The 26,896-nt window shown below is 58.3% G+C and carries 24 protein-coding genes; 5 read left to right on the top strand and 19 right to left on the bottom strand.

What is annotated here, in order from left to right:
- Window positions 1–251 precede the first annotated feature (251 nt).
- Window positions 252–2,045: a hypothetical protein gene (locus DW349_RS07420; RefSeq protein WP_162824624.1), complete on the top strand. Its 1,794-nt coding sequence runs from the start codon at window positions 252–254 to the stop codon at window positions 2,043–2,045.
- 48 nt (window positions 2,046–2,093) lie between these two features.
- Here DW349_RS07420 and DW349_RS07415 read toward each other — a convergent pair whose 3' ends face one another.
- The 8 genes from DW349_RS07415 to tcdA all read right to left on the bottom strand — a co-directional run bounded on the left by DW349_RS07415 (window position 2,094) and on the right by tcdA (window position 11,583).
- On the bottom strand, window positions 2,094–3,413 hold the full coding sequence (locus DW349_RS07415; protein ID WP_108124568.1) for a hypothetical protein: 1,320 nt from the start codon (window positions 3,411–3,413) through the stop codon (window positions 2,094–2,096).
- Between the two features lie 78 nt (window positions 3,414–3,491).
- The gene (locus tag DW349_RS07410) at window positions 3,492–3,896 is read right to left on the bottom strand and encodes a DUF1801 domain-containing protein (RefSeq protein ID WP_108124569.1); all 405 of its coding nucleotides are present in this window, start codon (window positions 3,894–3,896) and stop codon (window positions 3,492–3,494) included.
- Between the two features lie 37 nt (window positions 3,897–3,933).
- Window positions 3,934–5,961, bottom strand: coding sequence for an excinuclease ABC subunit UvrB (gene uvrB / locus DW349_RS07405; protein ID WP_108124570.1), 2,028 nt, complete (start codon window positions 5,959–5,961; stop codon window positions 3,934–3,936).
- Between the two features lie 87 nt (window positions 5,962–6,048).
- A complete protein-coding gene (locus DW349_RS07400; protein WP_108124571.1) occupies window positions 6,049–7,239 on the bottom strand; it encodes an amino acid aminotransferase in 1,191 nt (396 codons plus the stop codon).
- A 105-nt stretch (window positions 7,240–7,344) separates the two neighbouring features.
- The gene (locus DW349_RS07395) at window positions 7,345–8,160 is read right to left on the bottom strand and encodes an RluA family pseudouridine synthase (protein ID WP_108124572.1); all 816 of its coding nucleotides are present in this window, start codon (window positions 8,158–8,160) and stop codon (window positions 7,345–7,347) included.
- A 55-nt stretch (window positions 8,161–8,215) separates the two neighbouring features.
- Window positions 8,216–10,156, bottom strand: a complete 1,941-nt coding sequence (locus DW349_RS07390; RefSeq protein ID WP_108124573.1) for a hypothetical protein — start codon at window positions 10,154–10,156, stop codon at window positions 8,216–8,218.
- 12 nt (window positions 10,157–10,168) lie between these two features.
- Window positions 10,169–10,672, bottom strand: coding sequence for a TIGR03546 family protein (locus DW349_RS07385; RefSeq protein ID WP_108124574.1), 504 nt, complete (start codon window positions 10,670–10,672; stop codon window positions 10,169–10,171).
- Window positions 10,673–10,743: 71 nt separating this feature from the next.
- Entirely contained in the window at window positions 10,744–11,583 is an 840-nt protein-coding gene (tcdA, locus tag DW349_RS07380) for a tRNA cyclic N6-threonylcarbamoyladenosine(37) synthase TcdA (protein ID WP_108124867.1), read from the bottom strand.
- A 131-nt stretch (window positions 11,584–11,714) separates the two neighbouring features.
- Here tcdA and DW349_RS07375 point away from each other — a divergent pair, with 131 nt between their 5' ends.
- Window positions 11,715–12,845 (top strand): MalY/PatB family protein, encoded by a 1,131-nt coding sequence (locus DW349_RS07375; RefSeq protein WP_108124575.1) that lies wholly within the window; start codon window positions 11,715–11,717, stop codon window positions 12,843–12,845.
- Here the strand turns inward: DW349_RS07375 and DW349_RS07370 are convergent.
- Complete coding sequence (locus tag DW349_RS07370) at window positions 12,818–13,162, bottom strand: DUF3024 domain-containing protein (protein ID WP_157954259.1); 345 nt, start codon at window positions 13,160–13,162, stop codon at window positions 12,818–12,820. The genes DW349_RS07375 and DW349_RS07370 overlap by 28 nt on opposite strands.
- 5 nt (window positions 13,163–13,167) lie before the next feature.
- Here DW349_RS07370 and DW349_RS07365 point away from each other — a divergent pair, with 5 nt between their 5' ends.
- Genes DW349_RS07365 through DW349_RS07355 form a run of 3 tightly spaced genes read left to right on the top strand, consistent with a single transcriptional unit; the run spans window position 13,168 to window position 14,479 of the window.
- A complete protein-coding gene (locus DW349_RS07365) occupies window positions 13,168–13,395 on the top strand; it encodes a DUF3820 family protein (RefSeq protein ID WP_108124577.1) in 228 nt (75 codons plus the stop codon).
- The gene (locus DW349_RS07360) at window positions 13,392–14,093 is read left to right on the top strand and encodes a M48 family metallopeptidase (protein WP_108124578.1); all 702 of its coding nucleotides are present in this window, start codon (window positions 13,392–13,394) and stop codon (window positions 14,091–14,093) included. The genes DW349_RS07365 and DW349_RS07360 overlap by 4 nt, the downstream gene beginning before the upstream one ends.
- Window positions 14,094–14,107: 14 nt before the next feature.
- The gene (locus tag DW349_RS07355; RefSeq protein WP_108124579.1) at window positions 14,108–14,479 is read left to right on the top strand and encodes a hypothetical protein; all 372 of its coding nucleotides are present in this window, start codon (window positions 14,108–14,110) and stop codon (window positions 14,477–14,479) included.
- Here the strand turns inward: DW349_RS07355 and DW349_RS07350 are convergent.
- The 10 genes from DW349_RS07350 to thrC all read right to left on the bottom strand — a co-directional run bounded on the left by DW349_RS07350 (window position 14,476) and on the right by thrC (window position 26,885).
- Entirely contained in the window at window positions 14,476–15,834 is a 1,359-nt protein-coding gene (locus DW349_RS07350) for an ATP-binding protein (protein ID WP_108124580.1), read from the bottom strand. The two genes, DW349_RS07355 and DW349_RS07350, sit on opposite strands and share 4 nt — an antisense overlap.
- Window positions 15,824–16,501, bottom strand: coding sequence for a response regulator transcription factor (locus tag DW349_RS07345; RefSeq protein ID WP_108124581.1), 678 nt, complete (start codon window positions 16,499–16,501; stop codon window positions 15,824–15,826). Before DW349_RS07345 ends, DW349_RS07350 begins: the two co-directional genes overlap by 11 nt.
- An 18-nt stretch (window positions 16,502–16,519) precedes the next feature.
- Window positions 16,520–16,816 (bottom strand): PepSY domain-containing protein, encoded by a 297-nt coding sequence (locus DW349_RS07340; protein ID WP_108124582.1) that lies wholly within the window; start codon window positions 16,814–16,816, stop codon window positions 16,520–16,522.
- A gap of 34 nt (window positions 16,817–16,850) precedes the next feature.
- Complete coding sequence (locus DW349_RS07335) at window positions 16,851–17,411, bottom strand: glycine zipper 2TM domain-containing protein (protein ID WP_108124583.1); 561 nt, start codon at window positions 17,409–17,411, stop codon at window positions 16,851–16,853.
- Window positions 17,412–17,522: 111 nt separating this feature from the next.
- The gene (gene lon / locus DW349_RS07330; RefSeq protein ID WP_108124584.1) at window positions 17,523–19,904 is read right to left on the bottom strand and encodes an endopeptidase La; all 2,382 of its coding nucleotides are present in this window, start codon (window positions 19,902–19,904) and stop codon (window positions 17,523–17,525) included.
- 634 nt (window positions 19,905–20,538) lie between these two features.
- Window positions 20,539–21,009 (bottom strand): hypothetical protein, encoded by a 471-nt coding sequence (locus tag DW349_RS07325; protein WP_108124585.1) that lies wholly within the window; start codon window positions 21,007–21,009, stop codon window positions 20,539–20,541.
- Window positions 21,010–21,023: 14 nt separating this feature from the next.
- Window positions 21,024–22,538, bottom strand: a complete 1,515-nt coding sequence (gene lysS / locus DW349_RS07320; protein WP_108124586.1) for a lysine--tRNA ligase — start codon at window positions 22,536–22,538, stop codon at window positions 21,024–21,026.
- 54 nt (window positions 22,539–22,592) lie between these two features.
- Window positions 22,593–23,736, bottom strand: a protein-coding gene (prfB, locus tag DW349_RS07315) for a peptide chain release factor 2 (RefSeq protein WP_108124587.1) whose coding sequence is annotated in 2 segments (ribosomal slippage) — window positions 22,593–23,615 and window positions 23,617–23,736 — 1,143 coding nt in all. Because the reading frame shifts where the segments join, the coding sequence is not laid out codon by codon here.
- A 31-nt stretch (window positions 23,737–23,767) separates the two neighbouring features.
- Window positions 23,768–25,483, bottom strand: a complete 1,716-nt coding sequence (gene recJ, locus DW349_RS07310; protein ID WP_108124588.1) for a single-stranded-DNA-specific exonuclease RecJ — start codon at window positions 25,481–25,483, stop codon at window positions 23,768–23,770.
- 7 nt (window positions 25,484–25,490) lie between these two features.
- Window positions 25,491–26,885 carry a threonine synthase gene (gene thrC / locus DW349_RS07305; RefSeq protein WP_108124589.1) on the bottom strand — a complete coding sequence of 465 codons (1,395 nt, stop codon included), beginning with the start codon at window positions 26,883–26,885 and terminating at the stop codon, window positions 25,491–25,493.
- Window positions 26,886–26,896 lie beyond the last annotated feature (11 nt).

Raw genomic sequence — 26,896 nt, 5'->3', positions numbered from 1 at the left:
CAATGAACCAATACCGTCATTAACCACTATCTAGCTTAGTAAAAAATTAAACCAACAAATTGGATCCACCCTCCAAACCCAATCGCAAAAACGTCTATTTTTTGTGACACCCATCCTTCCTTTTTTCTTCCACTGATCCATATTTCCTGCGCCAAATTTCTTTCGGCCTTGGTTAAACTCGATACCTGTTTGATGCCGTCATGCCGCTCTGGCTGGTTCGTGTGAGTCGTCATAGATCAACAGAGGTTTGCTTGAAATTATTAACATCGCCCGTCCGTTTTCTGCGTTACTCCCTGTGTTTTATGTTCAGCCTTTTCTGGCTGTTTGGTTGTGACGATGGCGCAGGTTCCACCCAACCGTCGGGTCCGACACTGAGCGTTCAGTCCATCGGTCAATTCCGCTTTGACTGGCCGGCGGGAAATTCGGTTACCCACTATCGCATTCTGGAGAATCCGGATGGTCAGTCCGGTTTCAGCGACGTCAGTGGAGACATTCCTGTCGGTACTGAAACCTTCACGTTGAACGTGCCACTGCACGCTCGCATCCGTGCTCAGTATATTTTGCAACAGTGCGATGGCTCCGATTGCAGTGACAGTCGGGCAACGTCTGTTTCCGGTAATCTCGCGGGCGGTATTGGTTATTTCAAACCCGATGCTCTGGTGTCTTCTGATTACGAATTCGGACAAGCCGTGGCGCTCAGTGGCGATGGCAAAACTCTCGCCATTGCCGGTGGTGACGATCTCTACATCTTCATCGAAACCACGCCGGGGCAATGGCAGCAGCAAGACAAAATCAATTTAGCCGCCCCGGCATCAAGCCTTGAATTCAGCACCAGCGGCAACCGTCTGGCGGTCGGGTCTCGCCTTGATGGCAGCGATGCCACGGGTATTCACGTCTCTCAATCCGGGCTCAGTACGGGTGGCGCGAGTCATTCCGGTGCCGTCTACGTCTTCAGCCGCAGTGGCACAAGCTGGTCAGAGCAGGCCTATATCAAAGCCACGAATGTTGCCGACTCCACCTACTTTGGTCGTTCCATCGGGTTAAGCGCCGATGGAAATCTGCTGGCGGTTGGCGCTTATTCTGAAAGTAATGATGCTCGCGGAATCAGCGCCACTTTCCCCGGCACAGGCGAGATCAGCGGACTGGACGATTCCGGCGCCGTTTATCTCTACCGCTACAGCGGCAGCCAGTGGGTTGAAGACGCCTACATCAAAGCCAGCAATGCTCATGATGCGTGGTTTGGTTTCAGCGTGAGTTTAAGTGGCGACGGCCAACGCTTGGTGGTCGGTGCCATCCGGGAAGACAACAGCGCCTCGACGGTCAGCAGCACCTTTCCTGCGGTGGGCGATACCGGCAACCGTTGGGATTCGGGGGCTGCCTATGTGTATCGCTACACTGGCAACAACTGGGCAGAAGAGGCTTACATCAAAGCCAGCAATGCTTTGGAGTATTCGCTGTTTGGCGCCAGTGTCAGCCTGAATAACGATGGCGATGTGCTGGCGGTTGGCGCAGAAGATGAACCGACAAATATGCTGGGCGTTCATCAGCAGCCGCAATCGGGCGCCAGCAAAAATCGGTACGCGTCTGGCGCGGCATACCTGTTCACTCGCACCGGCACCACCTGGAGCGAACACGCTTTTATTAAAGCGGGGAATGCCGATAACAATGACCATTTTGGTATCGGCGTCAGGCTCAGCGGCGATGGCGATTGGTTGGCCGTTGTTGCCAAAGAAGAATCGAGTTCCGCGGTTGGCGTTCATCGTTCAAGCGATAACCAAAGCGATAACAGCGTTGCTGGCGCCGGCGCGGTGTATCTGTACCGACGCAACAACACGCTGTGGGTTGAGCAGGCTTATGTTAAATCGAGCAACAACCGTTCGGGTGACGGCGGCTTCGGTTACAGCACGCAACCCAGTGTCGATTTGAGCGACGACGGTGAACGATTGGTTGTGGGAAGTTGGTCAGAAGGCAGTTTGTCGACCGGCATTCAAGGCGACCAAAACGATCGCTCCGGCAGCAACATCGGTGCTGCGTTTCTCTACTGAAGGAACGTTATTGAGGCGTCATTGAAAGATCGACGTGCGGCCTGAGCCTCACACCTGATAATTCACTTTCTTCTGGGCACTGCTGTAACGGCCATCGTTGCCGAGGTCGGCAAAGCCTCGGCTTTCACCTTCTTGGCTGTAGTCCACGTTGTAGCGTTCGATCAATCGCTGGTAGCCATTCGCCCTACCGCGAATGCCTTCAATGAGCCATTGAAGCGTTTCCTGCCGACGGTTTTCGCTGCTTTCCATCTGACCATCGACCAGGGTGTAGCGCTGCCGTTCTTCACTGGTCCAGCTCAGCGACAAACTTTCCTGTTCGGTATCGGTGCGATAGCTCAACGACAATTCGCGGCGCTGGCTGATGTATTGCGCGTCTTTCTCTGCATTGTAAGAGGCGTGGCTTTTTTGCGCCAAGGAGAGGTCGAAGTTGTAAGTGCCCGGTCCGGTCTCACGGAAACCCTGGGTGCGGTTCGAGGTGAAGGTGCCGTCAAAATCCGGTGTTGCCTGGATGCCACCGCGTTCGTCGCCGCCTCTCGCCATGGCATGTTGGCTCAACGCATTCAGGGTGTGGCTGACAACGTGCCGCGCCTGGTCGGCACTCGCGCCGATGTCCTGCAACGCCCGGCTGCCATCGTTTGCCGCCTGCAACAGCGCGTTCAGACCCGACCCGTAATAGCTGCTCAACGCATCGCTTTGCAGACCGCCGGCCAAGTTGCGAGTGACCCCGAGCACCGCCGTCGCGGCAGCCAGTTTCTGTTCCAGCCAACCAGTATCGACCTGACCGTAAGCCTGAGCCACCGCGCCCGGCTTTTTGAGAATGTCGAAGCCGTGGCGGTCGCTGATACCCGCCTCCATATCGTTCTGTTGCCAGTCCGATTGCAGCCGGGTTTCACCGGAGCGGCGCTCGTCCTGTTCCAAAGTGAGCGATTGCGACAAGGCGCCGAGCCGATGCGATGCAGTGATTTCCAGATCGTCCACCGGCGCGTCGGCAATCGACTGAAACAAATCCGTTTTGCCACCGGCACGGCCACTGAACAATTGATCAATACCCTGCGCCAGGCCCAACACCATGGCTTCGAAAACGGCTTTTTCCTGATCGGTCAGCGGTTGTGACGCATAAAGCGTGAGGTCAGAAATCTGGCCGCCTACGCCCTGGCGCACACTGAACGCCACCTTGGTGCCCGACTCTAGCGTCATCTCCACACTGAAATTAGTGCCGTGTGTGCGTCGGTTAACGCTGCTGTCGTCTGCGGATTGCTTCGGTGGACGCGTGCTGCTGAGCCGGTCGAAATCCAACTTGGCAGCCAATCCATCAAAGCGGTTGTTGATCGATACCATCCGACCGTCCCAGTCCCAGGCAAAATTCACCCCATCTCAACCTTAATCGGCTGAACGAGCTGAGGCTTTAGCGACGAAGCGGACACAACCGACACCCAAGTGCCGGCATCAAGCGCCTAATAACGGCAGATGTTTGAGTTGTTGGTAGCGCAACGCCAGTTCAATGCAATGGCGTAACGGCGCTTCTGGCAGGGGTTGATCGAGCGATAAGACGATGGCGCGCTGGCCCTCAAAATCGAGTTCCTGGCGGTACAATTCGCGGAAGGTTCCCACCAATGATGTGGTGCAAATGAAATACAGAGCAATCTGTTCCGGGTGTTTGGCTTTCCAGTCGAAACGTACCGGGCTGCCACCTTTCACGCTGTAGCTGGGTTCGTTCCATTTCAGCGATTCGGTGACATCGCCCAGTGACTGTTCGGCTGCTATCTGATGAATGATGTCGCGCAATTGTTTCAATCGCGACGCGGCCGGCTTGGGGTAACTGGCGAATTTTGCGGTGACTTCCGGTGTCATGCGGCCATTCCTTTTTAGGAGTTAAATTTTTTAAGAGTTAAACCACTTTCAGTAGACTCTTGGCTTCAATCATTTCATCGCGCAGCGCAGCAGCTTTTTCGAACGCCATGTCTTTGGCGGCGCGGTGCATGGCGTCTTCCAGTCGAACAATTTCTTTCGACAATTCAGCCGGCGACATGGTGGCGTAACTCTTCTCTTCGGCGTTGATGCGTTCGACTTTCTGACGGCGGCTGGCCATCTTGCCTTTGCGACCCGGTGCGCCCGGTGTGAGCGCGCCTTCGAGAATATCCTGCACGTCTTTTTGCAGCGCCTGCGGCGTAATGCCGTTCGCCGCGTTGTGGGCAATTTGTTTTTCCCGGCGGCGTTCAGTTTCTTCGATGGCGCGTTGCATTGAACCGGTGATGCGGTCGCCGTACAGAATGGCCTTGCCGTTGAGGTTACGCGCCGCGCGACCGATGGTCTGAATCAGTGAACGCTCGCTGCGCAGGAAGCCTTCTTTGTCGGCATCGAGAATTGCCACCAGCGACACTTCCGGCATGTCCAAACCTTCACGCAACAGGTTGATGCCAACCAGCACATCGAATTCACCCAGACGCAGATCGCGAATAATTTCAACGCGTTCGACGGTATCGATATCCGAATGCAGATAACGCACCTTGATGCCGTTTTCGGCCAGGTAATCGGTTAAGTCTTCAGCCATGCGTTTGGTCAGCGTTGTGACCAGAGTGCGTTCGCCCAGATCAATGCGCTGATGAATTTCCGCCAGCAAATCGTCGACCTGGGTCGAGGCCGGTCGCACTTCGACCAACGGATCGACCAGACCCGTCGGACGTACCACCTGTTCCACCGTTTGCTGACTGTGCCTGGCTTCGTAGTCAGCCGGCGTTGCCGACACATAGATGGCCTGCGGCGCCAGGCGCTCCCATTCTTCAAATTTCAGCGGTCGGTTATCGAGCGCCGATGGCAAACGGAAACCGTATTCCACCAGCGTTTCCTTGCGCGACCGGTCGCCTTTGTACATGGCACCAATTTGCGGAATGGAGACGTGGCTTTCATCGATAAACATCAACGCATCGTCGGGCAAATATTCGTACAGCGTCGGCGGTGGCTGGCCGGCGTCACGGCCGGACAAAAACCGCGAATAGTTTTCGATGCCGGTGCAGTAACCCAGTTCGCGCATCATTTCCAAATCGTATTTGGTGCGCTGTTCCAGACGTTGCGCTTCAACCAGACGGTTGTCGTTTTCCAGAATTTTCAGCCGTTCGCCCAATTCGGTTTCGATCTGGTCGATGGCTTTGACGATGGTTTCGCGCGGCGTCACGTAATGCGTTTTCGGGTAGATTGTTGTGCGCGTTAACTTGTCGAGAATTTCGCCGGTCAACGGATCGAATACACTCAGTTGTTCGACTTCTTCATCGAACAATTCAATGCGCACCGCTTCCAGTTCGGATTCGGCCGGGAACACATCGATGATGTCGCCACGCACGCGATACGTACCGCGACCAAAATCAACGTCGTTGCGTTTGTATTGCAGCTCGGCTAATCGGCGCAGGATAAAGCGTTGATCGACTGCATCGCCTTTTTTCAGATGCAGCATCATTTTCAAATACGACTCGGGCGAACCCAAACCGTAAATCGCCGACACCGTTGCCACGATCAACGTATCGCGCCGTTCCAACAGTGCCTTGGTCGCCGACAGCCGCATCTGTTCGATGTGTTCGTTTACCGACGAATCTTTATCGATGAAGGTGTCGGATGACGGCACGTAAGCTTCGGGCTGGTAGTAGTCGTAATAGGAGACGAAATATTCGACGGCGTTGTCGGGCAGGAATTCGCGGAATTCAGAATACAACTGCGCCGCCAGCGTTTTGTTGTGCGCCATGACAATGGTCGGTCGCTGCGCCGCCTCGATGACTTTCGCCATGGTGTAGGTCTTGCCGGAGCCGGTCACACCCAGCAGAGTTTGCGCCGTCAGGCCCGCTTCCAACCCCTTCACCAGCTGTTCGATGGCTTTGGGCTGGTCACCCGAGGGCTGATATTTGGAATGCACCTTGAACGGCTTCATGTCGGTCGATTCCTGCAACTAATTTTCTGTCACTAATTTTCTATAAGTACAAGACGGCCGGTCAGAACGACCGGCCGGTAAAGACGTTTAAAGCACTGCGACGATGGCGTCGCACACCGCATCGATGTTGGAGCGCGACATGCCGGCCACGTTGATGCGGCCGCTGCCCACCATGTACAGACCGTAGTCTTCTTTCAGCGTTTTCACCTGTTCCGGCGTCAGGCCGGTGAACGAGAACATGCCGTTCTGGCGACCGATAAAACTGAAATCGCGCGCGGCGCCACGTTCGGCCAGTTTGTTCACCATCAGGTCACGCAATTGCTGAATGTGGTTGCGCATGGCGGCCACTTCTTCAATCCAGGCGGCGTGTAATGTGTCGTCGGTCAGAATCGTCGCAACGACTTTGGCACCGTGCGCCGGCGGGTTGGAATAGTTGCCACGCGCCAGTGTTTTCACCTGGCTGAAGGCGGCTTCGGCGGTGTCGGCGTTGGTTGCCACCAAAGTCATGGCACCAACGCGTTCGTTGTACAAACCGAAGTTTTTCGAGAACGACGAAGCCACCAGCAATTCCGGCACTTTTTCGGCGAAGGCGCGCAAACCGGCGGCGTCTTCGTCCATGCCTTTGGCAAAGCCCTGATAAGCGAAATCGAACAGCACGACAAAGCCGCGTTCAGCGGCCACATCGGCCAGTTGTTGCCATTGTTCCGGGCTCGGATCGACGCCTGTCGGGTTATGGCAGCAGCCGTGCAACATCACGGCATCGCCGGCCGGTACTTTTGCCAGATCGGCCAGCATGCCGTCGAAATCCAGGCGGTAGTTTTTGGCGTCGTAGTAACGATAATTCGCGACCGTCAAACCCGCGCTGGTGAAGATGTTGCCGTGGTTGGCCCAGGTCGGGTCGCTGACGTGAATGGTGTTGACGCCCAACTGGGTGTGCATGAAATCCGCAGCCAGTCGCAACGCGCCAGTGCCGCCCGGTGTTTGAGCGGTGCGCGCGCGGTTGGCCGCGACGACGGCACTGTCGTTACCAAACAGCAACGCCTGAACCTGACGGCCGTATTCCCGGTCGCCGGAAATCGCCAGATAGCTTTTGGTGATTTCTTCTTTCACCAGCCGTGTCTCGGCTTGTTTGACCGTATCCAGAATGGGCGTCACGCCGTCGTCGTTCATAAAAACACCGACGCCGAGGTTGACCTTGTTGGGCCGGTTGTCGGCAGCAAAGGCTTCGTTCAGACCGAGAATGGGATCGGCTGGGGCGGCGCTGACGCGTTCAAACATGGAGGCAGGCTTCCTTTTCAAGCGATGAGAGGGACAAACGGTCCGAGTATAGCGCGCGCTCGCCGTGCGAATCACGCGCTGAACGCTGCTGCAAATGACAAAAACTCAGAGCAGCGAAAACCGTTGGCGTTTGGAAGTTATTGGGCAGTCAAACGACATTTCAACCGCTTTGAGTTTCATGCCTTCGTTGCTTTTATTGCCTTCGCCGTAACGGGGGTCGCCGATGACCGGATGGCCGATGCCATCGAAGTGGCGGCGGATCTGATGTTTGCGCCCGGTCTCAATCCAGACGTCCAACGTCGAGCGGTTGGGTTCCGCTTCATACTTCACTTTCTGGTAACGCGTCAGCGCTTTCTTGCCTTCGATCTCGGCGTTGATAACGCCTTCGTCTTTGGTGTCGCCCAACACCTCAACGCGGTAGCGCTTGGTTACCGCATCGCCCGAGGCAAAGAGTTCCGACAACTGCGCTGCTGCCTTGCGGCTGTGCGCCAATATCATCAAGCCGGAGGCTTCGCGGTCGAGCCGGTGGATCAGAAAGACTTCGCGGCGCGGGGTGAAATACAACTCCACCAGACGCGGCAACGCGGCGTGGTCGCCCCAGTCGGTGCCCTGGCTGAGCACACCGGGGGGTTTGTCCCAGACTGAATAATGCGTTTCGTCGGCGACCAGGCGCGGCAGCGGTGGTTTGATCGCCAGCAGTTCTTCGTCGTAAAAGACTTCCAGACGGTCGCCGGCAGCGATATCGCTCATCGCCCGGCGCAGCCGACGGCGTTTGCCTTTCTTGCCGTCGACGTGCCAGACCGCGCCTTTGTTCATCATGTCTTTGAGCTTGGACTTGGACAGCTCAATGTTGTCGACCAGAAAATCGATGGCGATCAACGGATCGCTGTCTTCCACTTCCAAAACCAGATCTATCTGCATGACGAGGGCTTTCTCACAGGTGGCACTCGCCACCGGGTTATGGACCGGCCGCTCATCAGAACGGCAGATCGAGTTTCTTGATTTGGTCTTTGATGGCGTCTTCCGCGCGTGATTCCAACTCGCGCTGGCGCCGTTGTAACCGGCTGCGTTCGCTGTCCAGCCGATCGGCCACTTCGCGCTGGAATTCATCGGCCTTGGCCTGCACGCGGTCACGTTCGGCTTTGACTTGCGCCAGGCGCTCGTCCAGCGGTGCGCGCAAATCGGCCGCTTCGGCGTCGATGCTGGCGCGGGTTTGGGCCAGCCAGCGCTCGTATTCTTCGCGCACTACGCGGCTTAATGCCTGGTTCAATTGGTTGTCGAGATTCGAGGTCAACGACAACGCCGGGCGACGCACGGTACCAGCGACATCAATGCCCAGCTCAAAATCGGACACGCTGTTCAACGCCTGATTCAACAACGAAGCGGTGCGGTTGCTGCCACCGGCCTGGAACTCGCTGCCGCTGAAATCCAGACCGATGTCGCCGTCCAATTTGCCATCGACCACATCGACGGTGCCGACCAGATCGGTACGGCCCGGCGCCCAATTCAATTGCGCATCAGAAACGGCCAACTGGCGGTCAGCCAATCCCAGGTTGCGGCCGAACAGTTCGAAATGGTCGTGCACCTCTTCGCCGCGACGATCCAGTGTGCCGTTGACGCGCAGGCGCGGGTTGTCGTCCTCGCCTTTGATGATTAATAACTGCACTGGCCGGCCGATCAGGCGTTGCTGGCCGGTGACGTCGGTCAGTTCAATGCGCCACGGCTGGCCGTCGGCTTCGAAGCCAATGCGGGCTTCACGCAGCAGGAAATTCGGGCTGGGGTTGGGGTGCGGGAAACGCACGTAACGGCCGTCGAGCCGTTGCGGACCGTCGTCGTTGCCTTCCGGTGCCAGACGCGCCAGCCAGGGCGAGATTTGCTGATACCAGTCTTGCAACTGATCAACCTGATCGAAAATCTCGTCGCCCAACAACAGCCGGCCCAGCTTGGTGGCGGTGGCAGCGTTGAGCGGATATTTCTCGCGCAACGCGTTCCAGTCTTCGCCCGGTGCGGCGGTGATGTTGCGCATCGCGGCTTCGGCGGTGTTCACCGCATCGCTTGCAGCCTGGCGCGCATTGGCGACGCTGCGTTGGTCGCGACCGACTTGATCGCCGATTTCGTTCAGATCGTTCAGGCTGCTGCGCACCGCATCGAGGCTGTCGAGGCGACGGTTTGCCAACGCATCCAGACGGCGATCGTACTCAGCCAGAGTGGCGTCGTTGGGTAAATCATCGAGCGCCTGACCAACGTTGTCGGACGCCGCCCGCATCTGTTCGTCGGCCTGTGCCACTGCGGTTCGGGTGGCCGTCATGTTCGCCAAGGCAACTTCGGCCGGTACTGGCAACGTTGCTTTGTCGCTTTGCTCCGCTTCGGCTTCGGCCTCGGCTGTTGCAGGCGCAGCGTTTTGATTGCCACTGGCTGCGGGCGCAGTTGCTGGTTGACTGGATGCCGCGGGCGTTGCAGTTGCGCTGCCTGACGATGCCGGGGTTTGGTCCGAACTGGCGGTTGGGCTTGTCGGTGCTGGCGCTAGTGCCGAACCGCTTTGCGATTCAACGTTCAGCACGCGACCGGGCCGACGCCGTTCGGTGCCCGAACGCATGCCATCGACAATCATGGCTTCGATATTGACGCGACCAAAAAACAACGGCGCCAGACGCAATTGCACGCGCGCTTCGTCGAGTTCAAACAGGTTTTTGGTTGGTTCTTTGACATCGGTAATGCGCAGGTCTTCCAGCTTGAAACCGATTGGGCTGAACGTCAGATCAACATCGCCGACATTCACTTCGGCGCCGTTAATGCGCGTGCCACCGGCTTCGATGCCGGCCTTGACCCAGTTGTCGATGAAGAAAAACCCGATCACCAGTAACAGCGCCAGGACGACAACAAAACCGATTAAACCGCTCCAACGAATGGCTTTCATCTGTGCGGCTCCTTACGGCAATTTCTGATAGAGGTCATAGAGTTTGCTGGCTTTCAGCGCTTGCACGATCTTGATGCGTTCCAGCGTCGGCATCACTTTGGCGCGATAGCCCACCACGCTGTAGCGGAACAGCAACACCACCGGCACAAACAGCACCAGCGATACGGCCAGGCTGCCCAGGGTGACGGTGTGGTTAAAGCGCGTCAGTTGCCAGAAATCGTTTTGGTAGAGGCCGGTCCAGAAATCGGCCATACCCGGCGCCATCAACCATTGATAGCCGAGCCGGTCGAACAATGGGTCGAGCAAATAGGCGAAGCCGGAAAAGATCGCCCAGAGTGCAAAAAAGGTCGCCAGATTGACGCGAAACACAAAGGCAAACAGCAGGATCAGCACGTTGTGCAACGACATCACTGGCGTCAGACCAATGATCAACGCGAGGCCCGCCGCAAAGGAAATTTGCCAGGGGCCGGCTTCGGAATTCAGCGTACGCAGTAACTTCAAAAATAGGGTCAACATGGGTAGGCCTCAGGGCTAAAAAAACGGCAGTCGACGTTCGCTGCGCAGTGTATCCCGACCCTGGGTGAACGTCAGCCAGCGGTCGAGACGGGGTTCACCTTTTGTTCAGTCTGATCGCCTGCCGTCGGTTCTGCTTGCGCCGCAACCCGCAACAGCCGATCAACCATGCGGCTCGCCGCCACCATGCCGAAACTTGCGGTCACCATCATGGACGCGCCGAAACCCGTGGCGCAGTCGAGCCGTACACTGTCGCCCGGTGCCGGTTTGGCGGCGCAGACGTCGCCGTCGGCCTGGGGGTAACGCAGTTGTTCGGTTGAATAGACGCACTCCACGCCGAACTTGCGTTTGGCGTTGCGGCTGAAACCGTACTCGCGGCGCAGCAAATTTCGTGTGCGCGCCGCCAGCGGGTCTTGAGTGGTGCGGCTGAGATCGTCGACCTGAATTTTCAGCGGATCAATTTGACCGCCGGCACCGCCGGTGGTGACCAGCGGAATGCGCTGACGTTTGCAGTAGTGAATCAAAGCTGCTTTCACGCGCACGCTGTCGATGGCATCCAGCACGGCGTCTGGTGCCGGGTCGAGATAGGTGGTCAGGTTATCGGGCGTCAGAAAATCGGTGATGGCGTTGACCTGGATGTCGGGGTTGATGGCACGCAGGCGCTCGGCCATGACGTCCACTTTCATGCGGCCGACGTTGCCTTCCAGCGCGTGCAATTGACGGTTGGTGTTGGAGACACAGAGATCGTCCAGATCAATCAATGTCAGTTGCCCGACGGCGGTGCGCGCCAGCGCTTCCGCCGCCCAACTGCCAACGCCACCCAGGCCGATCACCACCACGTGGCTGCGTTGCAAGGCGGCCGTCTGGTCGCGACCGTACAACCGCTCGGTTCCGCCAAATCGTTCACTCGCCATCGTTGCCACCCCAGAGTTACCGTTGCTGATACGCCGTAAAAAGCGGCGCGCATTGTAGCAGAAGCTGTACCCAAACTTGCCAGTTTTGCCACCTTGCGGCAGCATGCCGCCAAACCTAATTTGATCCCGCCATGTTTAACGCCATCGACCGCCGCAACACCCAAGCCATCAAACTTGAACGTTACCGTGACCAACCTGTGCTGCCCATGTGGGTTGCCGACATGGATCTGGCAACGGCCCCCGCCGTACAGGCCGCGCTCGAGCAACGCTTTAGCCATCCGGTTTACGGCTACACCCATCCGTGGCCGGAACTGAACCAGGCGGTGGTGGACTGGTGTGCGCAACAATACGACTGGCACATCGACGCCAGTTGGATTCTCTGGCTGCCCGGCGTGGTGCCGAGTTTTAACCTGGCGATACAAGCCTTTGCCCAAGGCGGTCGCGTTGTTGTGCAGGAACCAAACTACCCGCCGCTGCGCGCTGCGGCCAATCACCGTGGCTGTACCGCCGTGCCGTTGTCGGTGCAGTTCGATGGCGAACGTTGGCTGTGGGACTGGCAACAGTTGGAGCAGGAACTGGCGCACCCCGATTGCCACCTCATGATTCTGTGCAACCCGATGAACCCGCACGGCACCGTGTTGGGCGATACCGATCTGGAACGGCTGGGCCAATTGTGCCTGCAGCATCAGGTGCTGATCTGCTCTGACGAAATTCATTGCGATCTGCGGTTGGACGGCGGCCAGCATTGCCCGGTCGGCCGCCTCGACAGCCTGCGCGACCACAGCCTGACGCTGATGGCCGCCAGCAAGACGTTCAACGTGGCGGGCCTGGGTTGTTCATTCGCCATCGTGCCGAACGACGAGGTGCGCGCACGCTATCAACGCAGCGGTCTGGATTTATTACCACATCCGGCATTCCCGGGTTATTTCGCAGCCGAAGCGGCCTTCACCCAAAGCCAGGACTGGCTCGATGCGTTGCGCGTTCACCTGCGCGCCAACCGCGACCGCCTGGCCGAGGCCATCGCTGCCCTGCCCGGCCTGACGTATCGGCCGCAGCCAGCCACTTTTCTGGCCTGGATTGAAGCCGAGTTACCGGCCGGAGAATTGATGCAGCATTTTGTCGCCGCCGGCATTATGCCCAGCGACGGCAAAGACTTTGGCAACGACCGGGCAGTACGGCTGAACTTCGGTACCGACCGCGACACCCTGGAAGAGGCCATTCAACGATTGAGTGATTACTGGCGCCAAAAGATGCCGAGTTGATCGTCGTCAACAGCCTCGAGCAACGGATCGGGACGACTAATTTCCGGGCTGTCCGGCACGCGCAACCAGCGACCGCGCGTGCCACGGAAATACAAACGCCAGCGGTCTTCGTGCCAGTTGAGCAAGGCAATCGGCAAGGTCACGCTCTCGCGCGTCAGCGGATGCGGCGTAATCTGTTGGACAATCACCGCCGTCTTGTACAGTTGGCCGGTCAGGATGACACCTCGGCGCCGTGCCAGAAATCGTTCCAGACTCTGTTGCGCCTGCTTGCAGACAAACTCCGGCAACATCACCGTATTTTCAGAGGAGGCAGTCACTGCGCATGTCCTTCCAACAAACCGATCTGATCGACCTGGCGAACGCCACCATGCCGTTCGGCAAATATAGCGGACGCCCACTGATTCGGCTGCCCGAAGAATACTTACTCTGGTTTCAGGCCAAAGGCTGGCCGGCGGGTCGGTTGGGCCAGTTGATGGCGTTGGCGTTGTTGATCCGCAGCGAAGGGTTGGAATCGCTGATCACGCCCTTGATGGATGGCCGGGCGCGATGAATGAAGTGCTCAGTTGGCGCGGCGAGCAGATTCCGATCCGGCGCTCGCGTCGCAAAACTCTGGCGTTGCACGTCCGCGACGGCCAGGTGGAATTGCGCCTGCCCAACCGCACCCGCTCGGCCGAAGTGCTGGCCTTTGTCGACAGCCGCGCCGACTGGATCAACAAAGTCCGGCTGCACCAACATCAACGCAGTCTCGAACGGCCGGATTTTTCTCAAGCCAGCGACTGCCCGCTGATGGATCGGCAATTGCCGCTGCTGCTGTGCCCCGGTCGCCGCGCCCAATGGCGTTGGCTGAACGACGGCGAATCGCTGCAACTGGACGTGCCCGATCTCGACAAAACCAGCGTGCACGCCGTGCTGGAAGATTTTTATAAAACGCAGGCGCGACAAACACTGACGGCTAAAACCGAACAACTGCTGGCGCGACGCGGTTGGTCGGACCGCCTGCTCGATATTCGTCTGCGCCGCACCCGCACCAAGTGGGGCCACTGCACCGCCGAAGGCCGCATCCAATACAACTGGCTGATCATGCTGGCGCCGGAACGGGTGGTTGATTATCTGGTGGCGCATGAAACCGCTCATTTGCTGCACCCGCATCACGGCCCGGCGTTCTGGGCAGAAGTGGATCGCAGCCATCCCAGCTGGCGCAACGAGCGCCGCTGGCTGCATGAAAACGGACACCGTCTGCAACTGTGAATCAGGAAAATACGATGAGCCAAGAACACCCTGTTGATCGACGCCAACGCCGCAAACCCGACCCCTGGATGCGTCTGCTGCATATTTGCAACGTGTCCGCCTGGGTAGCGTTGCTGGGCTTTCAGTGTCTGTGGTGGATTGCGCGACCGGAAATGGACACCGGCGTGGTGCGTTACCACCAATTGGAAGTGCGCACCGACTGGATGCAAAGCGTGCTGCCCTGGATGCCGGTAGCGTTGATCTTCTGCACCGCCCTGTCCGTCGCCGCTTTGCTGCTGACGCGTTACCGATCGCGCCGGCGTCAGGACGGCAAGAACCTGAACCTTTGGTTGTTGCTGGCGTTGATTGTCATGTCGACGGTGTTTTATCTGACTCAGATTCGCTAAGCGCTGGGCAGCAACAAGCGGAAACGGGCACCGCCAAACGGGCTGGTATCAATCTGCAATACCAGTCCGTAGCTGGCCAGAATATCGCGCACCATGGCAAGGCCGATGCCCTGCCCCGGCTGCAATGTATCCAAGCGCTGATGCCGGCCCAGCACGCGCTCGCGTTCGGCCGGCGAAATACCGGGGCCATCGTCGTCGATGTCCAGACACCAGGCGTCGGCATTTTCAGAATCGCGGGTCACCGCAACAGAGATCACCGAACGGCTGTATTTGAAGCCGTTCTCCAGCAGATTGCCGAGCACTTCGAGCAGATCGTTGGGGTCCATAGCGACTGACCAGTCACCGGCATCGGGCAAATCGAGCACTTTATCCTGCGCCGCATAGGCTTTTTCCAAGGCGCGTCCGACTCGCGCCAACGCTTCGCCAAGATCGGCCCGTTGCCCTAACACCGGGCCGGAACGCGCCTCGGTGACGGCGCGCTGCAACTGGTAACGGACGATTTGGTCCATCCGGCTGATCTGCTCGTTCAGCTCGTCAACGTCGCCAGGTTCCAGCGTCCGCATCACCGCCAACGGCGTTTTCAAGCTGTGCGCTAAATCGGCCATCGCCTGGCGGTAGCGGTCGCGCTGGCCTTGCTCGGCTTCCAGCAGACGGTTGAGGTTGTCCGTCAACGGTGTCAGTTCACGCGGGTAACGTCCTTCCAGACGACGCGCTTCGCCACTGCGGATTTTGCGCAAGTGCATGGCAACCTGATGCAGTGGTGCCAGCCCCCAACGCGCCACCAGCCACAGCGTCAACAACAGCACCAAAGTGACCGCACCGAGCCCGCCCCAAAGCTGACTGCGGAAGGTTTGCAAACTGCGCTGCAACGGTGAGGCGTCTTCCAAAACCCAGAACTCGAAGCGCGGCGTTTCGCCGTCTGTGCCTTCCCACAGCACGGCGTAGCGTTCGTACACATAGCCGCCGACATTGCCGAACTCTTCTTTACCCGGCGCCACATTGGGTTGCGCCAATACCCAATCGGATTGTTCAAACCACTGGCTCGACAGACTTTCCCAAACCAGTTGCCGCTGTTCATTTAGCACCAGCGCAACCAGGCCCGACTCGGGCGAGTTGTAGCGTTCTTCGGCGAGGTAAGTTGGCAACCAGAAGTCGTTGCCGTTCAGTTCGGATTCGGCGAGCAGATTCAGCACACGCAGAAACAAGCGTTCGGATTGGCCCGAGACCAGGCTACGCTCAACCGCCCGGTCCAGCGCCAGTCCGGTAATACCCAGAAAGATCAGCAACACCGCTGTGGCCGACCCAAGCAGGCGTCGGCGCAGCGAATAGGAAGGACGATTGACCTCAGCTGGCATCGGCGTTGAAGCGGTAGCCGAGACCTCGTTGGGTCAAGATGGGGTTGCGCTCGCCGTCGGGGTCAAGCTTTTTGCGCAAGCGACGGATAAAGACCTCGATGACATTGCTGTCGCGGTCAAAATCCTGCTCGTAGAGGTGATCGGTCAGTTCGGCTTTGGACACCACTTTGTCGCGGTGCAACATCAGGTATTCCAGGGTGTTGTATTCGTAGCTGGTCAGATCGACACCTTCGCCATCAACGCGCAAGGTTTTGCTGGCGGTGTCCAGTTCATAGATGCCAACCGCCAACGCCGGCGATGCCATGCCTACACTGCGTCGCACCAGGGCTTTGACCCGCGCCAGCAATTCGGCAAAGACAAACGGCTTGGCCAGATAATCGTCGGCGCCGGCTTCCAAGCCAGTGACTTTATCCTGCCAGTGGCCACGTGCGGTCAGAATCAGAATCGGAAAGCCGCGACCAGCGGCACGCGCCTGTTTGATCAGTTCGATGCCATCGAGTTCGGGCAAACCCAGATCAATGATAGCGGCGTCGTATTCGTGTTCACGCGCCATAAACAGGCCATCGCGCCCGTCGACACTGACATCAACGGCGAATCCTTCTTTCTTGAAACCCTGCTGCAAATGCTCACGCAGGCCCGCTTCATCTTCGACGATTAATAGACGCATCTTGGTCTCCTGGACGCTTCAGGGCCGGTCCGCCGGGTTCACGGGTTGACCAGAGGCCGGGTCAAAATCGACGCTGCGCACCCGACCACCGTCGAGCAGAATCCGCAAACGATAGACCCAGTTGCTACCACTACCGGCGCGTTCAACCTTCACAACCCGACCGCCATAGAGGCACTCAGCGGCTTGAACAACAGCCCCTTCAGTGCTCAATGGCAGGCTTGCGCCGGTACAGGGATGGGTTTCAGCACTGGCCGGTACGGCCAGCGCCAGAACAAATAATGCTGTGGCCAGGCTCAGCCCAAGCGACCTCAACATGGGGGAATTGCCTCATGATGGTTGGGGGTGGCTACTATCTGGGCGTCACCTCGACCTCCAATTGCACGTAGCGGCCGGGGTGGCGATCCATGAAAGTTGTGAATTCGCGGCCATTGTAACGGTAGCGAACTTCATAGCCTACCAACTCACGGCGATGGTGGCGGTATTCAATTTCGCACTGACGTTCGGTGCGATAGCGCACCACCGTTTCCTTGCCGCCGCCCAGTTCGTGACCGATAGCGCCACCGATGATGCCACCGGCAATGGCACCAAAGACTTGAGATTCCGGCGAGTGGCCCGCGTTGGAGCCTACCGTTGCGCCAATGGCACCACCGATAATGGCCGCGCCCGGATTGCCGCCCTGGGTGTGGCGTTCCACTTCGACATCGCGTGTGCGGCAGATTTCGTAACGGCTGCCGCTGTCGCGGTAATAGTAGGTTTCGTAGATGGGTTCGGCGTATACGACGCGCGCATCGGCAAAGAAATGCTGGCGTTCGCCGTAGCGGTAATCGTCGTCATAGTGATCCGCCAAGGCGGTGCCGCTGGCGGCGGCCGATAAGGCCAGGGTCAAGGTAAGCGAGCGGACTGTATTCATGAGCGTCTCCAGCGTATCCGGCGATGGCCGGTCTCCAAGTTTCTGCCGCTCACGATAGGCGTCAAGGTCTTAACCCTGGCTGAACCGTCTCAGCCAGGGTTTTAACTGACCTCAGCGACCAAACACCGCCTCGGCGACCTGATCAAAGTGATCGGCAAAGGTCACCGTCAGACCTTTTTGCAGGTAAGCCGGCAACTCTTCGAAATCGCCCCGATTCGCTTCCGGCAATATCAGCATGCGGATGTTCTGGCGCCGCGCCGCTATCACTTTTTCCCGAATGCCGCCGACGGCGAGCACTTCGCCGGTCAAGGTGATTTCGCCGGTCATCGCAAGGCCCGCTGGCGGCGCCTTGTTCAACGCCAGGCTCAGCAGGGCGGTCGATAACGTCACACCCGCACTTGGCCCGTCTTTGGGGGTTGCGCCTTCCGGTACGTGAACGTGAATCAGGCTTTGCTTGAACAGTTCGGTGTCGGCGCCGTAGCGTTTGGCGTTGGCGACCACAAAGCTGTAGGCAATTTCCGCCGACTCACGCATCACCTCGCCCAGCTTGCCGGTCAGTTTCAGGCCACGCATGTAATCGTGCACGCGCGTGGTTTCAATCGGCAAAGTTGCGCCACCCATCGATGTCCAGGCGAGGCCGGTGACAACGCCCACGCCTTTGAGGCGTTTTTCACGGCGAAACACGGGTGTGCCGAGCAACCCTTGCAAATCCTCGGGCTGAATCTGAATGGCCGCATCGGGATGCTCCAACAACCGCACCACCGACTTGCGGATGATCTTCGCCAACAGTTTATCGAGGTTGCGCACGCCGGCTTCGCGGGCATAGCCCTCGATCAATAGACGCAACGCCTTGCGGCTGATTTTCAACTGGCGTTTATCAACCCCGGCCCGTTCCAATTGGCGCGGCCACAAATGCCGACTGGCGATGTCGAGTTTCTCTTCGGCCAGATAACCGGACAGCCGAATCACATCCATGCGGTCAAGCAGTGCCGGCGGAATGGTGTCGAGCTGGTTGGCGGTACAGACGAACAACACCTTCGACAGATCCAGACGCATGTCTAAATAATGATCCAGGAACTGGCTGTTCTGTTCCGGGTCGAGCGTTTCCAACAATGCCGACGCCGGGTCACCTTGGTAAGACGCGCCGATCTTGTCGATTTCATCGAGCATGATCACCGGGTTCATTACCTCGACGTCTTTTAACGCCTGCACAAACTTGCCCGGCATGGCACCAATATAAGTCCGGCGATGGCCTTTGATTTCCGCTTCGTCGCGCATACCGCCCAGACTGAAGCGATAGAACGGCCGCCCCAGGCTGTCGGCCACGGCGCGGCCAATCGAGGTTTTACCAACACCGGGCGGGCCAACCAGCAAGACGATAGAACCAGCGATTTCGCCCTTGTAAGCGCCGACCGCCAGAAATTCGAGAATGCGTTCTTTGACGTCTTCCAAACCGGAATGGTGTTGGTCCAGGACCGTGCGGGCGCGTTTCAAATCGAGCTTATCTTCGCTGTATTGGCCCCAGGGAATCTGCGTTGCCCAGTCGAGGTAATTGCGCGTTACGCCGTATTCGGGCGATCCCGGCTCCAGAATCGACAGCTTGTGCAGCTCTTCGTCGATGCGCTTCATCGCCTCGGCCGGCACCGTTTTGCCGTCGAGCCGTTGGCGGAATTCGTCGGCGTCGCTTTGGCGGTCGTCTTTGCTGATGCCCAGTTCTTTCTGGATGGTTTTCAGCTGTTCGCGCAAAAAGAATTCGCGCTGGTGTTCCGACATGCCCTGGTTCACCTGCTCGTTGATTTCCTGATGCAGGCGCGCCACTTCCAGTTCGCGTTTCAACAACGCCAGCACTTTTTCCATTCGCGCCAGTAACGGCACGGTGTCGAGCACGTCCTGCAACGCGCTGGCATCGGCCGAGGTAATGGCCGCCGCGAAGTCCGCCAACGGCGACGGCTGGTTGGGGCTGAAGCGATTCAGATACTGTTTCAATTCTTCGGAATACAGCGGATTGATCGGCAACAGTTCTTTGATCGCCCCGATCAATGCCATGGCATACGCCCGGACTTCGCTCTCGGTTTCTTCCGGTTCATTGGGATAAGCGACTTCCATCAGATACGGCGGCTTGTGTGCCAGCCAGGAACGTATCTGCACCCGGCGCAAACCTTCGGCAATAAAATGAATCGCGCCATCGCGTTCACGCACCTGATGCACTCGCACCACCGTGCCGGTCAACGGCAATTGGCTGCGTTCAATGGCGTGGGCGTCGAAATCGTCGATGTGAAACAGGCACAGCAATTTATGCGGCGTGTTGCTGACCCGCTCCAGCGTTTCCCGCCAGGCGTTGGCTTCGACCATGATCGGCATGATCTGAGCCGGAAAGTAAGGCCGGTTTTGTACCGGGATCAGATAGAGCTTTTCGGGAAGTTGTTCGTCACTGCGGACCAGGGCAGAACCCCGGCTGATGATTTCGGGTTGCGGCTTGTCTTGATCGGTCATGCATTTGAGTCCAACTGCAAAGTCGAGCCCAAACGTGGGGACCGCGTCTGCGCAAATCAATTGTCATTGGTCAGTTGGACAGCCATGCACCAAGGTTGTGTTCCGACAACAAAACCATTCGAAAATCGCCCCGTTTCCGACCACCTTTCAAGGCATTCAATTGCCGCCGTCCGCTTGACGCCCGAATCATTTTTTCTGGAAGCCTGAGCCCATCGGGGCTGGCGACGAGTGTCCACAAAATCTGTGGATATCTCTGTGAAAAACGCGAGGAGTTCGCGCCTCAGACACCGCCGCAACGCGACCGTCACAAATTGATCATTTTTTAACCTAAGTGTAATTGTCATTATTTTTCAATAGGTTACAGGTTTTCAGCGCAACTTCTGAGCAAGAGACGAGTGGGATCGATGGTGCGACCGAGCTTCATGTCAGGTCGATGTCAACTTGGGGATAGATTGCCTAAACTCTTTTTTGAAAGGCTTCAAGACACGCCAAGGGGCAACTTTGTGTCATTTTGTAAGCATTCATTTTTTTGTCACTTAAGGCCGTCAACGACGTCACCTTTTGTGACACTGAAACCGAGGCTGCGGGTATAAAAAAAGCCGGCATGATACCGGCTTTCTCACTGGGTTCGACCTTAGTCGACCAGCCAACCCTGTACGGTTTCAAAACCGTGTTCTTCAATCCAGACATCCAACGGCTTGGGATTGCGACGTTTCTTCTCAACGCGCTCACCGGTATTCGGATTCTCGTAAACACCGATTGCCAGTTTCGGGCCAGTGGCAGCTTTGGCAGCACCGCCTTTGGCACGTTTGCGACCACCGGCTTTGGCACCGCCGACGCGGGCAAAGTAAGCGTTCAGTTCGTCGTAGAATTCCGGCTTGTCGGCTTTCTTGCCTTGCGCCTTAACCCACTCAACGATGGCATTGGCGCGCGCGGTGAACAGGTCGTACTCAGAAATGCCGTATTCGTCGAACAGCTTGCGCACTTCGTCCTGGTACTGTTCGAAGCCTTCCATGCGCTTGGCTTGCGCTTCTTTCTGCTTACGCAGTTCTTCAATCTTGGCTTCGTGTTCCTGAATTTTCTTATCCAGATCCGGATCTAACATGGTGCTCTCCTGGGTTATTCGCCCGCTTGGCGGGGTTTCATATGCGGAAAAAGGATGACGTCTTTGATCGACGGTGAGTCGGTGAAATACATCACCAGCCGATCGATACCGATGCCCTGCCCGGCCGTCGGTGGCAGGCCGTATTCCAGGGCGTTGATGTAGTCGTCGTCGTAGAACATGGCTTCGTCGTCACCAGCGTCCTTGGCATCGACCTGGGCACGGAAACGCTCGGCCTGGTCGATGGGATCGTTCAGCTCGGAGAAGCCGTTGGCGATTTCACGGCCACCGATAAAGAACTCAAAGCGGTCGGTCACGTCCGGGTTGTCATCGTTGCGACGCGCCAGCGGTGACACTTCCGCCGGGTAGGCGGTGATGAACACAGGGCCTGCCAGTTTTTCTTCGACCGTGGCTTCAAAAATTTCCGTCTGTAGCTTGCCCAATCCCCAACCGGCCTGAGCCTCAATACCGAGCGTTTTGGCAACGGCCACGGCGGCATCGCGGTTGTCGATGTCGGCAGCGCTCAGGTTCGGGTTGTATTTGAGGATGGAATCAAACATGGACAAGCGCTCGAACGGCTTGCCCAGATCGAAGGTCATGCCCTGGTAACTCAGCTCGGTCTTGCCCAATACCGTTTGCGCCAGTTCGCGCAACATGGCTTCTGTCAAATCCATCAGGTCGTGGTAAGTGGCGTAGGCCTGGTACCACTCCAGCATGGTGAATTCCGGGTTGTGTCGGGTCGATACGCCTTCGTTGCGGAAGTTGCGGTTGATCTCGAACACCTTCTCGAAACCACCAACCACCAGACGCTTCAGGTACAGTTCCGGCGCGATGCGCAGGTACATGTCGATGTCCATGGCGTTGTGATGGGTGACGAACGGCTTGGCCGTGGCACCGCCGGGAATCACCTGCAACATCGGTGTTTCGACTTCCATAAAGCCGCGTTCGCTGAGGAAGCGACGAATGCCGTTGACGATGCCGGTACGCACTTCAAAGACGCGGCGGGTCTCGTCGCTGATCATCAGATCGACATAGCGCTGGCGGTACTTCATTTCCTGGTCGGCCAGGCCGTGGAATTTATCCGGCAGCGGCCGCAGCGATTTGGTCAGAATGGTGAAGTCGTCGAGCGATTCGACCGAGACGTACAGCTCGCCCTTGCCCGATTTCGCCAGCTTGCCGCGCACGCCAACAATGTCGCCGATGTCGAGCAGGTTCCAATCCTGGCTTTCTTTCTGCAACGGCTTGGGCAGATACGCCTGAATGCGGCCGCTGCTGTCGCGCAGGCCAATAAAGGGGCCGCCGCGACGCATCACGCGACCGGCCACGGCGACGCTGATGCCTTCGGCTTCAACGGCTTCTTTATCGAGATCGCCGTATTGCGCCTGCAACTCGCCCGCCATCTGTTCACGACGGAAATCGTTGGGGAAGGCTTGCGGCCGGTTTGCCGCCAGGTCAGCCAGTTTCTGCTTGCGCTCGGCGATCAGGTGGTTCTCGTCTGGAGCGGCTGCGTTGTCGGTTTGCTGATCGGTCATCTGTGTTCAGTCCACTGTCGAGGTGCCCGACGCCGCCGGGCACCGGGCACGGTTTCAGAGCCCCTTCTTCAGAGACGCTTCGATGAATTGATCCAGGGCGCCATCGAGCACCGCCTGGGTGTTGTGGGTTTCCACGCCGGTGCGCAAATCCTTGATGCGCGAATCGTCGAGCACGTAGGAGCGAATCTGGCTGCCCCAACCGATGTCGGACTTGGAGTCTTCCACCGCTTGCGCCGCTTCGTTACGCTTCATCATCTCGAATTCATACAGCTTGGCTTTGAGCTGTTTCATCGCCTGATCTTTGTTCTTGTGCTGCGAACGGTCGTTCTGGCACTGCACCACGATGTTGGTCGGCAAGTGGGTAATCCGCACCGCTGATTCGGTTCGGTTAACGTGCTGACCGCCGGCTCCGGAGGCACGGTATACATCGATGCGCAAATCGGCCGGGTTGATTTCCACTTCGAAGCTGTCGTCAACTTCCGGCGACACAAACACCGAGGTGAACGAGGTATGGCGACGGTTGCCGGAATCGAACGGCGATTTACGCACCAGACGGTGCACGCCGGTTTCGGTGCGCAACCAGCCAAAGGCGTATTCGCCTTCAACGCGAATGGTGGCCGATTTAATACCCGCCACTTCACCGGCCGAGGCTTCCATTAATTCGGCTTTAAAACCTTTTTCTTCGGCCCAGCGCAAATACATGCGCAATAACATTTCCGCCCAATCCTGAGCTTCGGTGCCACCGGAACCGGCCTGGATATCCAAATAGGCATTGGTGGCGTCCATTTCGCCGCTGAACATACGGCGGAATTCGAGCGTTTCCAGCTCCGCTTCCATGGCGTTTAAATCGGCCTGGATATCGGCAACGGTGCCGGCGTCGTTTTCTTCGGCGGCCATATCGAGCAAATCGCCGGCGTCACGGGTGCCGTCGATCAAACGCGTCAGGGTGCTGACAATGGTGTTGAGGCTGCTGCGTTCCTGCCCCAGGGCCTGGGCGCGTTCCGGCTCGTTCCAGACGTCCGGCTGGGCCAGTTCGCGTTCGACTTCGTCTAGGCGCTCTTTCTTGGCATCGAAGTCAAAGGTACCCCCTAAGCACGTCGGTGCGCGCCTGAAGGTCTTTAATCTGTTCTTTGATCGGATTGATTTCCACGGTCCGCTCCAACTTTAAATCCGGTATTGCCGATTTCGGGCGGCGCATTTTATCGAAAATTCAATGCCTTAGGTAGTGATTAATCGGCCGGAATTATTTCATCAAATACCAATTGCACGCTTTCTTTGCCGCGATATCGATTGCATTGCAATTGATATACACCGTCGAGAAATTTAGCCGAGGTTGGCCAAAGGCTGTTATCGATATTAAAGGCAATGGCATCGACCACCTGACCGTCGTCGTTGCTGACTTCCAGTTTGAGATGATGCTCACCGACAATGCGCTGGCTTTCGATGCGCCAATGGCCGTGAAAGCGCGGTTCGGGAAACAACTGCCCCCAAGGCCCGGCAGTTTCCAGCAACAGCGCTGTCTCCAGACTGAGGTCGCTGCCGCTTAAACGGCCGTCGGTCACAATCGTCGGCACCAGTGACTCCGGTGCGCACAACTCGGTGACGGCGCGATCAAACCACAGACGCAGCTCGTCCAGCCGCCCAGCGTCAATCGTCAGCCCGGCGGCCATGGCGTGACCGCCGAATTTGCGCAGCAGACCCGGGCATTGGCTGGCAATCCAGTCCAGACCGTCACGCAGATGAAAACCGGCAATCGACCGCGCCGAGCCTTTCAGCAAGCCATCGTCGCCCGGTGCCATGGCAATCACCGGCCGGTGCACCCGGTCTTTCACCCGCGACGCCAGAATGCCAATCACGCCTTCGTGCCAGTCGGCTTCGAACAGAACATGGCCGTTGCGTTCGGCCAGATCGTTCAGATTGTCCAGATAGCGTTCGGCATCGACCAGCATGGAGCGTTCAATGGCGCGGCGTTCGCGGTTCAGCGAATCCAGCTCGGCGGCTCGATGGCGAGCGTCGGCCGGGTCTTTTGCCAGCAGCGTTTTTACGCCCACCGTCATGTCATCCAGGCGACCGGCGGCGTTCAATCGCGGCCCGAGAACGAAGCCGAAATCCTGACTGCGGGCGTGCCGCCAATCGCGCCCGGCGACTTCAAACAACGCCAGAATGCCGGGCCGCGCCCTTCCCGCTCGAATCCGCGCCAGGCCTTGCTGCACCAGCCGGCGGTTGTTGGCGTCGAGCGGCACCACATCGGCCACCGTCGCCAGCGCGACCAGATCGAGCCAGTCGGCCAGTTGCGGTTCCCGATGGCCCTGCTCGAACCAGCCGGATTCACGCAACCGCGCGCGCCAGGCGATCAGCAGATAAAACATCACCGTGCAGCCACAGGCGGCTTTGGAGGCGAAATCACAGCCCGGTTGATTCGGGTTGAGGATGGCGTCGGCGTCCGGCAATTGCGCGCCGGGCAAATGGTGGTCGGTGACCAGCACGCGCACGCCGGCGGCTTTGGCAGCGGCAACGCCGTCGAGACTGGCGATGCCGTTATCGACGGTAATGATCAGATTCGGCGCCTGCTGCAACGCCAACTGCACGATTTCCGGCGACAGGCCGTAGCCGTATTCGAAGCGATTGGGCAGCAGAAAATCGACGTTCAAACCGAACGCCGACAGCGCTTCAACCGCCAGGGTGGTGCTGGTGGCGCCATCGACGTCGTAGTCGCCGACAATCAGCACGCGCCATTTCTGCTGCAACGCCTGTTGCAGCAAATCAACAGCGGCATCGATGCCTTTCAGCGATTGCCAGGGCAGCAGATGTTTAAGTTGAGAGTCGAGCTCAACCGGCTGTTTGACACCGCGGGCGCGGTACAGCCGGTCGAGTAACGCATGGTCGTGCACCGCCGGGCCGGCGGCGACGGGCCGCTCGGTAATGGTCGGCAGCGCGACAGCCATGCTGCAATTAACCGAAGACGGCGTTAGCGATGTGCGCCTGCACCTGTGCCAGGTCAGCCGGCAGCACGGTGTAGCGTTCCGGGCGTTGCATCAGATCGGTTAAGTGGTGCGGCAGCGCCGGCGCAGTCAGGCCGGCGCGTTCGATGGCGTCGGTGAATTTCACCGGATGCGCCGTGCCCAAGGTCACCATCGGATCGACCGCACTGCGCCGGGTCGCACGCGCCGCAGCCACGCCGATGGCGGTGTGCGGATCGAGCAGATAGCCGGTCTGGTCGTGAACGGTGCGAATGGTGTCGACGGTGCCGGCGTCGTCCAGCGCGAAGCTGTCGAACAACTCGCGCGCGCGCGCCAGGCGGGCTTCGTCCAGGCTCACGGTTTCGTTGTTCAGTTTTGCCATCAAGGTGCTCAGGCTGGCGCCGTCACGGTCGTACAGATCGAACAGCAAACGCTCGAAATTGGACGACACGACGATGTCCATCGACGGCGACAGGGTGTGCGCCAGCGGCTGTTTCTCGTACAGATTCTGGCTCATCACCCGGTGCAGGATGTCGTTCTGGTTGGTGGCAATCACCAACTGACCGATGGGCAGGCCCATCTTTTTCGCCAGATAACCGGCAAAGATGTCACCGAAGTTTCCAGTCGGCACCGAGAAAGCGACCTGACGATCCGGCCCGCCCAGATTAAGCGCGGCATAAAAGTAGTAAACGATCTGCGCCATGATGCGCGCCCAGTTGATCGAGTTGACCGCCACCAGACGACGCTCGCCGCGCAGGAACGACTGGTCGCCAAAGCTGGCTTTCACCATCGACTGGCAATCGTCGAAATTGCCTTCAATGGCGATGTTATGAATGTTGTCGCCCAACACCGTCGTCATCTGACGGCGCTGCACTTCCGACACTCGCTGATGCGGGTGCAGGATAAAGATGTCGATGTTGTCGCAGCGTTTGCAGCCTTCAATGGCGGCCGAGCCGGTATCGCCGGAAGTCGCACCAACAATGACCGCGCGCTCGCCACGCTTGGCAAGGGTGACATCCAACAAACGACCGAGCAGTTGCAGTGCGAAATCCTTAAACGCCAGCGTCGGGCCCTGGAACAACTCCAGCACGTATTCGTTGTGATCAATCTGCGCCAGCGGTGCCACGGCCTTATGGCCGAAAACGCCGTAGGTGTCTTTCAGCATTTGCGCCAGTTCAGCGTCGTTGATGGCACCAGCGACGAACGGCTGGATGATGCGAAACGCCAGCTCGTGATACGGCAAACCGCGCCAGGAACGGATTTCATCGAGGCTGTATTGCGGCAGGCTTTCCGGTACATAAAGGCCGCCGTCGCTCGCCAGGCCAGTAAGCAGAACGTCTTCAAACGACAGAGTCGGAGCCTGGCCCCGGGTGCTGATGTATTTCACGCTGTGATCTC

It is taken from the genome of Saccharospirillum mangrovi (assembly GCF_003367315.1).
Lineage (GTDB): Bacteria > Pseudomonadota > Gammaproteobacteria > Pseudomonadales > Natronospirillaceae > Saccharospirillum > Saccharospirillum mangrovi.
The sequence above is the reverse complement of the archived record's forward strand: the minus strand, read 5'-3'. Positions and strand labels throughout refer to the sequence as shown.